At 40.4% G+C, this 5,842-nt stretch carries 4 protein-coding genes; 2 read left to right on the forward strand and 2 right to left on the reverse strand.

The features are described 5' to 3' along the window. Positions 1-76 precede the first annotated feature (76 nt). Positions 77-466 carry a transposase gene (locus VB713_RS13810; protein WP_323312098.1) on the forward strand — a complete coding sequence of 130 codons (390 nt, stop codon included), beginning with the start codon at positions 77-79 and terminating at the stop codon, positions 464-466. Here VB713_RS13810 and VB713_RS13815 read toward each other — a convergent pair. Further along, the gene (locus VB713_RS13815) at positions 458-2,110 is read right to left on the reverse strand and encodes an ATP-binding protein (protein ID WP_323312095.1); all 1,653 of its coding nucleotides are present in this window, start codon (positions 2,108-2,110) and stop codon (positions 458-460) included. The two genes, VB713_RS13810 and VB713_RS13815, sit on opposite strands and share 9 nt — an antisense overlap. 768 nt (positions 2,111-2,878) lie before the next feature. Here VB713_RS13815 and VB713_RS13820 point away from each other — a divergent pair. After that, positions 2,879-3,352, forward strand: a complete 474-nt coding sequence (locus tag VB713_RS13820) for a DUF2808 domain-containing protein (protein ID WP_323312096.1) — start codon at positions 2,879-2,881, stop codon at positions 3,350-3,352. A gap of 253 nt (positions 3,353-3,605) precedes the next feature. Here VB713_RS13820 and VB713_RS13825 read toward each other — a convergent pair whose 3' ends face one another. Continuing rightward, complete coding sequence (locus VB713_RS13825) at positions 3,606-5,690, reverse strand: BamA/TamA family outer membrane protein (protein WP_323312097.1); 2,085 nt, start codon at positions 5,688-5,690, stop codon at positions 3,606-3,608. Positions 5,691-5,842: the final 152 nt, after the last annotated feature.

The raw sequence follows: 5,842 nt of genomic DNA on the forward strand, positions 1-5,842 counted from the left end.
TTGTAAACTCAGTCCTTCTGGGTCATTTTGTCGTGCCTTAGTCTAAACTCCAGTTTATAACTTAGGCGAAGTTAGAATTTTCCCATATCAAACAGCTAATGGGATTAATACTATTGAGGTTCTTAACAGCCTCAAAACCGAATTTCCTCACCAACCCATCAACCTGGTTTGGGATGGCGCTCCATATCATCGTTCCCAAATTGTTCAAGATGCCGCCAAGGAACTGGAAATTAATTTACAGCCCCTTTCCGCCTATAGTCCTGATTTTATGCCTGTTGAACATCTTTGGCAGTGGTTACGTGAGGATGTTACTTATCATACTTGCTATCCCTCTCAAGTTGATTTAATTCAGGCTGTTTCTCTTTTTCAGCAGCACATTAATCTTGAGCCTATTTCTCTGGCTGATCGGTTATGGGTGAAAAATCACCTTGACCCCGATGAAGAAAAACTACGGTTTTCATCTTAGATGGGGTTTATGATTTTTCTCTATCTCGTCTCTATCTTGTAGAAGTGGTAGTTTGACAATGAAAGTTGCTCCTTGTCCTTCTCCTATGCTTTGAGCTTCAACAGTACCACTGTGAAGTTTTACTAAATGGCGAACAATTGCCAGTCCCAAACCTAGCCCACCAAAATTCCTAGTTGTAGCGTTATCTGCTTGACGAAAAGATTCAAAAACATGGGGTAAAAACTCAGGCTTGATACCTATACCTGTATCTTTCACCTGAATTTGAGCGAATTTTTGTGTTGAGTCTGCTAATTCATAATTCTCCAAAAGACTAATTATAGATAACTCAATATCTACGCGCCCTCCTTGTAGTGTAAATTTGATCGCATTAGACAGCAAATTACACATGATTTGGTGTAAACGTTTGGAGTCACCTAAAACGTAATATTTTCTAGAGGAAGTTTTGAAATTATTTAATGATAAACAAGTATGAGAACTGAGTAATTCATTTCTGTTTTCTAAATCTATAATTGAAAATGATACAAATATTGCTTTTTCTTCAGCTAGTAATCTCACCATTTCTATTGCTGACTCAATAGTAGATGCTAAATTGATTGGATACAAATCTAGAATTATTTTATCTTGAATAATCCGAGATACATCGAGTAGGTCTTCAATTAATTTAGTTTGCAATTTGGCGTTACGTTCAATAGTTTGAAGAGCGTAATTAGTAGTCTCTTGATCTAATTTTTTGCTTTGCAGTATCTCTGCCCAACCTAGAATGGGGTTGAGGGGCGATCGCAATTCATGAGAAAGGATGGCCAGAAATTCATCTTTACTACGATTTGCAGTTTCTGCTTCTGCTCGTGCCGACTGCGCTTGCTCTAATAACTGGTTTATTTCTGCTAGCTTACGCTCGGTGATATCAGATAACATTAATAAAACGCCGTTAAAATCACCTTGATCAGTAAAAATTGGCGTAGTCGAAGCAATTACCCACAAGTCAGAACCATCTTGAGTGCGAAAACGACAATCAAATCGCTGTCTTGAGCCTTGCTGCCATTTTGCCAAGATTGCTTCAAATTCATAGCCAACCGTTTCAACCATCAACTCATTAAAAGAGCGATCGCTCATATCCTCCATACCATAACCCAACATTTCAGCTAGTCGCTGGTTAACGTATTGAGTTCGCAACTGTGCATTCAATAACCAGATACCTTCATAAGCGGTATCAACAATATGACGATACCGTTCCTCACTAAGTTGAAGTTTGGCTAAATTTGCTTCGGATCGTTGGCGAGCAACTCGGAGTGCAGCCTTAAGCGAACTAACCAGCAACGCAACTATAATAAATAAGACCAAATGTAGAAGATTCGCACCATGCCGAAGTACTAAATTGTCAGCTACAGGTGTTAAAAAAAAGTTGCTAACTAAAACTGAGAGGATAGTTGCAAGTAATCCTGCTCCTAAGCCACCATACCAGGAGCTAAAAGTTACAGCAGCAAAAAATAGGGAGAAAACTGTTGATTTTACCAAAGACTCTAACAGCAGTGTGAGCAGTAGCGCAACTACAACTGATAAAACTGCGACAGTATAGCGAGTTAAGCGATCGCGACTCAGGTGATAAAGTTGTCTAATCGGCAAGAGATTGATCAAATAAGCCATGCTCAATCCTAATATTTTACTAATGCTATCTGCGTCATCCGTTCATATACTTTTTAAAGCTACAGTTTTCTGATCTACCTTCTCCTATGTCCTTCTAACCTGTGTATATTAAAAACTTAGTGTGACAATTATTTGCCAATTTTGTGACGTTCTTTTATTTTGTTTTTGATATACTAAATATCGTGCAAAGCCTCTACCTCCATACATCGATCAACTATTTTTATACCTAATATAGCTGCTACAGTAGAAACACTGACTGCTACAGATATCAAGCTTAAACCTTGATTCACTTTAGACTGGAAAAATCAAGAACTTGGAAAGATTTAGTTCGTGTTGAATTTCTCAACATATTTAGGTACATCTTTTCGAGTTATTGACTTTTAGTATGTAAAGTGAAACTACTTACTAAAGGTTATTAACTAATAACCATAAACTTGAGTTTTAGTTGTGCTATTGAACGATGGTTGAAAAATATAACTCAATATCCATTTCTTCCTTGGAACTTTCCTATTTCTACCTTGGGTGCATCCCACTTTGGCAACCTGGTAAATATGATCTGATGTCAAGACCCCATAGAAGTCTTAAATTTCAAGCCTTTATCAAATAAGTATAATTACTCAATGTCCAAACTGGGATGCACCCTCTACCTTTAACGATATAGAAAGCTGATTTCCAAGAAATTTGACAATAAAATTGTACTAACTTCCCAAGTTCTTAACTTTTGTCATTTAAAGTAAACTTGCCCACTATATCAAAAAGAAGATTAATATGAAAAAGCTAATTCATGCTGTTGCATTAACTTTAACCATCGCATCTTTCTCATCTGCTGCTTATGGTACAACCACGATAAAAAATAGCGGATTTCCTGACGTTGTTGGAGCAGTGCAATTTCCTCAAAATAAAGCGAAAGTTGTCAGAGATTCTTTCAAGCTAGAAATTCCCCAAGATAGCAGAGCTTTATCCCAGATGACTATTGCTGTACCTAAAGGTGTAACTGTAAGGAATGATATTGAATTATCTAACCAGTCTGGTCAAAAGATTGCTGCTAATATTACTGTCAATGGCAGAACTATTACAATTGTTTTCCCTCAACAGGTAGCTCCTGGAACTAAACTCAATATTGATCTCAATCGTGTTTTAATTTCAGGGACTTCTAATGCTTGGCTTTATCCGGTTTCTGTCAGGCTTGTAGGGATGAATGCAGATATCCCAATTGGTGTATTTCGACTACGAATTTACTAACTTAAACTAACCATACTATTGGTATCAGGTAGATCTTTGCAGCACCTTTATTCGCTTATTTTTGGGTCATATACTGACATTTGCCGTGCTTTATTTTACACTTAGTCTCGAAATTACGTTCTTAGTTTGGTTATTATTTTTTCTCAATGAGGTATTCCCTTCATCGAAATCTTGAGCTTGCAAGCAAGGATAAACTCAAAGAAAATAATCAGCAGTCAGTGTAAACAATACATTTTTACTGACTGCTGAAAACCTAAAACCTTTCGCCAATCCCAAAATTGATGCGGTTGTCACCATCGCCATTGATACCATAATCAATGCGAATTGGCCCCAATGGCGATTGTACGCGCAGACCAAGACCATAACCGTAGCCAGTACCGTTTTTGTTCAGCACCTCAGCCGATCTGGTACTACTTCCGAGATCGCTGCCGATATCAAAAAATAGTGCGCCACTGACGACTGAGAAAACTGGGAAGCGATACTCGGCAGATGCTTGTATATAAGTACGTCCACTACTTAATCCTCCTTCTTGATAACCCCGGACGGAGTTACTACCACCAAGGGTAAAGGCTTCGTAAGGAGGCAAGTCACCAAGGATAGTTCCACCTTGCAAGTTAAATGCTAAAGTTTGTGGCCCTTTGGTAAGACTAATAAAGTTGACAGGGAAATATTGGCTATAGTTACCTCGCAACCTGGTGAGAAAAATATTGCCTAGTCCCACTGGTACTGACTGATCGACTCCGAAGCGGAGATAAGAACCGCTAGTGGGTTGTAAGGGGTTGTTACGGCGATCGCTTTGTACCCCTAGTTGCAATAACAGCAAATCGTCTTCACCTTGTCCAGATGCACTAAGTGGAACCAGTTCCGTGGGCGCACCATTCTTAAACACCGTTCCTTCTTTTCTGATGTTGCCATTGGCATCACGGGTGGAAACTCGTTGATACTGCAAACCTGCTGAAGCTGTCCATTCAGAATTTTTGTAGGGATTATTGCTCAGGGGACGGGTAAAGGTGACACCGCCACCGAGACGGAGGACACGGGGGCGATCGCCATCCGTCTTCCCCTGTTCAAAGGTTTTGATATTGTTATTTTTGCCGTCAAAAATCAACGAAATGGAACTGCGGCGGAAAATATTGGCTGTATAGGAAGTCCGGTAGGCATCTCCCGCAATCCAGGGATCTGTAAATCGCAGGTCAAACAGCAAATCCCTCTGTCCCACTTGTACTTCCGCACCCAATTTTTGGTTCCTTCCGTTTAGGTTTTGCTGTTGATAGCTAACAGTGCCAAACAGTCCACTGGCAGAACTAATGCCACCCCCAACTGCAACCGAACCGCTACTGCGTTCGGCTACATTCACTACTACATCTACTTTGCTGGGGTCAGTGCTAGGGTTAAGGGAGACATTTACATCTTCAAATAGTCCCAGTCCATATACCCGTTGCAAGTCTTTTTGCAGGATATTACGGTTGAATACCTGTCCCGGTTTCAACTCCATCTCTCGTGTAATAATATACTGTTGTGTCCGACCTGGAATTGGTTGTCCCTTTTCGTCTGTTTCCTGACCTTCTTTATTGCGGAACCGGACTCTAATATTCTCCACTACTCCTTCTGCTACTTGCAGGGTGACAACTCCATTTTCGGAAACTTGCGGTGTTCCAATCACGTTTGCTAGTACGTAACCCTGGTCTTGATACCGCTTAGTTAATAGCTTGATACTCTCCTGTAAGTCACGCAAATTCAAGATTTTGCCATACTGCTCTCGAAAGATTTCATCCGCAGTATTAGCAGGTAATACAGAGGGAACACCAGTACCAGGATTGGCTTGTAGTTCTACCTTAGTCAGAACAGGGTTAGGCTGCACTACAAAGCTTACTTTTACTCCCAAGGGGGTATCTTCTGGCACTACTTGAACATTGGAGAAGAAGCCAGTAGCAAATATAGCGTTTATATCTTCTTGCAATTGGGAGCGGGTTGTGATTCGTCCTGGTTGGGTACGAATTACTTTGTATACTTGGTTTTCTAGTTCTGGTAAGATTTGCCCTACCTGATATCTAACTGCTACTTCCGATATCAACACAGGGGCTTCTGTTGCTTCTGGGGCTTTGTTGGTTTGAGTATTTCCTGGAGTTATGGGAAATACAGGTATTGTCGCAGGCGGGTTGGCATTCTTTTGACCAAGAGTGGTGTCGGAGTCTTTTTTCGACTGCTGATTGATTCTTGGTATAAAAACCTTTGTTGTCTGTTTTAAACTGTCAGCAGTTTGTCCATTTGCATTCTTGCATTCGCTTAAAGGAACTGCAATTGCTACTACTGCTACCAATACGGGGAATAGACGCATTTTACTTTACATTCCTCATAGTTACCACACGCGGTACTCCACAGGAGTCACTTAGCGATTGCCTCCGGCGGGGCATAGCCCATCGCAAATCATGCTGTTACAGCACTTCCCGCTGTTATGAGGTACAGTTAGTAATAATAAAAAGATGATTT

It is taken from the genome of Anabaena cylindrica UHCC 0172 (assembly GCF_034931625.1).
Lineage (GTDB): Bacteria > Cyanobacteriota > Cyanobacteriia > Cyanobacteriales > Nostocaceae > Anabaena > Anabaena cylindrica_A.